This is a genomic window from Pseudomonas sp. LJDD11 (assembly GCF_024584215.1).
GTDB lineage: Bacteria > Pseudomonadota > Gammaproteobacteria > Pseudomonadales > Pseudomonadaceae > Aquipseudomonas.
On record NZ_JANJFL010000154.1, the window covers coordinates 238 to 519 of the forward strand.

1 pseudogene is annotated in these 282 nt (G+C 63.1%); it reads left to right on the forward strand.

What is annotated here, in order from left to right:
* Window positions 1–179 (forward strand): annotated as a pseudogene (locus NRB16_RS29300) (histidine kinase); the annotation flags it as partial.
* Window positions 180–282 lie beyond the last annotated feature (103 nt).

Here is a 282-nt window from a genome sequence, read left to right on the forward strand (position 1 = left end):
TGATGCAGGCCGGGTTCGACCTGCTGCCGCTCTGGGCCTGCGAACTGCTGGATGTCGAACAAGGCCCCTTGCGGCGCAGGATGATTCGCGCCAGCGTCAATGGCTGCGCGCCGATACTGCGCTGGGCGGTGCGCAACGGCTCCATTCATCGGGCGCAGCGAAGAATGGCCCCTGTATAAGATGACCACCGGGTTCCCGGTTGGAATCGGGCTTTGCATATGTGCCAACATGAGCCCATTGATCACGCCGCGCCGTCACCCGGCCCGGCCCAATAACAATGAG